This is a genomic window from Fulvivirga sp., from assembly GCF_040220315.1.
Classification (GTDB): Bacteria; Bacteroidota; Bacteroidia; order Cytophagales; family Cyclobacteriaceae; genus Fulvivirga.
In genome coordinates, this window is the sequence record NZ_JAVJUY010000209.1 from 1 (window position 1) to 3,732 (window position 3,732).

At 40.4% G+C, this 3,732-nt stretch carries 4 protein-coding genes; all 4 read right to left on the reverse strand.

All coding sequences use genetic code 11. The features are described 5' to 3' along the window. Window positions 1-943 (reverse strand): hypothetical protein (locus RLO81_RS10375; RefSeq protein ID WP_350111070.1); only part of this gene is annotated, 943 nt, incomplete at its 3' end. Window position 944: 1 nt separating this feature from the next. Further along, on the reverse strand, window positions 945-1,853 hold the full coding sequence (locus RLO81_RS10380) for an AAA family ATPase (RefSeq protein WP_350111073.1): 909 nt from the start codon (window positions 1,851-1,853) through the stop codon (window positions 945-947). 92 nt (window positions 1,854-1,945) lie between these two features. Further along, window positions 1,946-2,932: a bestrophin family protein gene (locus tag RLO81_RS10385; RefSeq protein WP_350111076.1), complete on the reverse strand. Its 987-nt coding sequence runs from the start codon at window positions 2,930-2,932 to the stop codon at window positions 1,946-1,948. 316 nt (window positions 2,933-3,248) lie between these two features. Beyond that, window positions 3,249-3,650 (reverse strand): GNAT family N-acetyltransferase, encoded by a 402-nt coding sequence (locus tag RLO81_RS10390; RefSeq protein ID WP_350111079.1) that lies wholly within the window; start codon window positions 3,648-3,650, stop codon window positions 3,249-3,251. Window positions 3,651-3,732 lie beyond the last annotated feature (82 nt).

Sequence of the window (3,732 nt, forward strand, 5' to 3'; positions counted from 1 at the left end):
TAAAAAGGTTTTGCACACTTCGAACGTAAGGCGCCATAGAATAACCGCCATTATCGATTAATACAATCACTTTAAGCTCCTCATTCTTTTCACTCGAAAGTTCAGGAATAAATAAGCCACCTCTTTTGAGCCCCGATTTAATCGTTAGCGGCACATCCAACTTTTCAGAAGCACTTTCTTCGATCACACCTTTGATGGAGGCTAGGGCAGCATCCACATTATTATCATTCAATAGTGCATCCCGATCAATAGGGAAGTAGTTCTTGTCGCCCATAACTTTACGAGCCATTTTACCACCACCTTGTCCGCCTACACGAATACCGTTTTTGGCTGCCCCTCCATGACCGTATGGAGATATTCCGCCAGTACCTATCCAGTGGCTACCACCACCATGTCTTGTTCGCTGCTGCTCACGCACTTTTTCCATGCGCTCTAACAGCTCCTCCAATGATAAATCAGAGTAATCTGCCATTTTATCTAATACGCGCTCTTCTGGTTCCTGATCGTTGTCAATGCCATCATCATCGGCTAAATCAGGATTGTCTTTATCCCAGATTTCTTTGCCATTTACCACTTCTTTAATATCATAACTGGTTAAATGCACCTGATCCAAAAACTCGGTGACAAGGTCTTCATCTGAAATATCTTTATCCGCTTCATCCAGAAACTGGGTTTTCCATTGGGCAAAAGTTTCTGAACGCAGAATGGCATCTTCAAGCGTTTGACCGGGCTTTATAGGCACATATAAGAAGTACTCGTAATAGGCCTTGGTAAACGGACCAATATCTGAAGGCTCCTTCACCACAATTCCTTTCAATACATTATACACGTCTCCCAGCGTTTTGATCAATCCTTTCTGCATAGCTTTTCTGAGTAAAAGCAAGGTGCGCACATCTGCTTTTAAGCCATGGGATCGAAATTTTTCTGGTAGAGTGCTAAGCATCTTAATTCAGTCTTGAACCTCCAAAGGCATCATCAGCACCAATCATTCTATTCACACGCTCCATATCAGTTTGTGTTTTTATCAAAGCTCCAATGCCTTCTAATCCTTCAATTTTCTTCACTGCTTCTTTAGGTGCTATCTCGCCCATGTATTTTAACCAATTCAAAATTTCACGAGTAGTAGGAGCTCTTTCCAATCCTAATCTTCTCAAATGATAAAAAATATCCAAGGCTACCCTTACCACTTTTTCATCGAGTTTAGGATGATGTTTTTCGATGATTTTGCTCATCACTTCTTTGTCAGGAAAATCGATATAATGATAAATACAGCGGCCTTTGAAGGCAGTAGGAAGTTCCTGCTCCCTGTTGGAAGTAATGACAATAGCGGGCATATCTGCCTCCGAGATTTCAATCACCTCACCTGATTCCGGCATGATGAACTTTCGGTGACTTAATGCATACAACAGGTCATTTGGAAATTCTCTTGGTGCTTTATCAATTTCGTCAATTAACAGCACCGAATTAGGTTTACTATAGGCAATGGCAGCAGGACCTTTTACTACATAATCTCTCAGGTTTTCTGGGTTACGATTTCCAGTGGTGAGCTTGCTGTCCAACCCTTTTTCTTCGCGTTGGGCGTTTAATATTTCTATTTGTGAATCGCGGAGGTACTTCACATGATCGAAGCGAGCCACAAATTGCTCAACATTACTTTTTGAGCCTACAGGATACACTTCCAAATCCAGCCCACGATCTTTAGCATAGTGGATAGGGAGTTCGGTTTTACCTGTACCTGGTTCGCCTTCGATAAGTAAAGGCATACCGAGTGTTCGTGCCATATGAAAAGCCTGAGCCAGTGCCGGATCGCACAAATATTTATCGGAGCCTGTCCAGTGCGTAGTTTCTGCCATAATACTAAAACTAATAAGGTTGAATTAAGTTCATTTTTAGATATGAACCTGCAATTAAAAGGAAATTGGGATAAAATTGCTAATCACTTACACTACATCAGAAACCCATTTTCAGCTTTGATGGCTTCAGGAATATTTTCGTCATCAATCATTTCTCTCAGATCAATCTCGATGCCTCTGGCTATGGAAGTAATTGGCACATCGTTATAGGTACCTTCAAACGGATTCTCTGAGTAGTCACCAATCTTCTCCATTAAGAAGAATACCCAGGTAATTAAACCGCTTAAAAAAGGGCAAATCCACAAAGTCCAAGGATCTTTTAGCCCAAGCACATCCAGCAAACCGAAGGGAACAAAAACACAAAAAACAACAGTAATCCAAATAGCCACTGATGCGTATTGTCTCGGAAACGGAAAGTTCTTTATTCTTTCTGATTTACCCTGATCTTCATAAAAGGTGGTAATTAGCTGATGAAATTCCATATGGCGGAAGTCTTCAAAATGTTCCAGGTCTCGTAGTTGCTGAAGACGTGTCGATTGAATTTTTAGAATTTGCGTAGCGCCATTCGTTTTAGATTCCAATAACTTTATTTCATCGCTGGATATAAACTTTGATAACTCTGCTTCTAGTTTGTTTGTATAATTTTCACAAACTGTAGGTGCATAGAGCCCATTTACCCGGTTTTCAGTATGCTCCCATTCTCTGCTCAGTCTCAATTGATGTCTCAACAATGTTAGCCAAGCAATATGTCTGTAGATAAGTTCTTTATGGATCGCTGAACTATTTTCACCCTTAACAAACGACACTACGGCTGCCCCAAAGGTTCTGCTATTATTAACAATGCTGCCCCAGATTTTGCGAGCTTCCCAGGTTCTGTCGTACGAGCTATTGTTTTTAAAGCCAAGATAAAAGGCCACTGCAATACCTATAATACCCAGTGGTCCCCAAGGTAGGGCCACCTGTAAATCCATAAAATAGGAAATGGAGCAGACAATTGTACCATAAATAGCGCCATAAAAGAAAGGCAATTTCGACCAGTTGAAGGTCATCCAGAATCCATATCTTCTTTTTACGTACATAGACTTTTGTTTATGAAGGTACTAAAAAGTTGCCTTGACAAATAAATTAATCTTAAAAATGTTCTTGCCGTTGTTCTTTTGGCTTGGTGCCCGTTCGATTAGGCAGGCTAACCGCTAGCAGATGGTGCGGCAGTCTCCTAATTAGAAGGTCATCCCGTAGGGATCTTTGCCATGAAGAAAGTCAATTACTTGTGTTATTGCAGAAGATTTCTCCTCCGCCAGTTGGCGGTTACGAAATGACATGATAAATAAAATCAAGAACCATTAATGGTTCAAGCTTACCCACAGTTCGAACAAAATAATAGATTTTGTAGCTCTAGACTTTTAGTGTTTTCTTATGCCAGTTTTTGTAAGTCATTTCGAATTTAACCTCATCTTCATCATACAGACCTGCAACTTGCCAACCAGCTTTTTTGTAGAAGTAGGCGGCTCTCGTGTTTGGTGAGGTAGAAAGCCATAAGGTAGTTTGCGTTTGCTCAAAGTACCAATCCAGCATAATATCATGCAGTTTTCTGCCGATGCCTTGCTTTTCAAATTCAGGTTTGAGAAATAATGCCCAAACGTTGTTACCTGTTAAATCAACAATGGAAAAACCGACAATCTCATTATCTATTTCACAAACCCAGCCTTTGCCTCTTTGGATTATGTATTCTGCACAGTGCGCATCTGTTACTAAATGAGTATTCACAAGCACATTTTCAGTGACTGATCTCCTCACTATCTGAATTTGAGAAATATCTTCAATGTGGGCTTCGCGGAAGATTATGGCTCTTGTATACAAATATTATTACTTCTTAATC

Coding starts and splice junctions, on each gene's coding strand:
- RLO81_RS10380 (WP_350111073.1), bottom strand. CDS start 1,853: ATGGCAGAAACTACGCACTGGACAGGCTCCGATAAATATTTGTGCGAT.
- RLO81_RS10385 (WP_350111076.1), bottom strand. CDS start 2,932: ATGTACGTAAAAAGAAGATATGGATTCTGGATGACCTTCAACTGGTCG.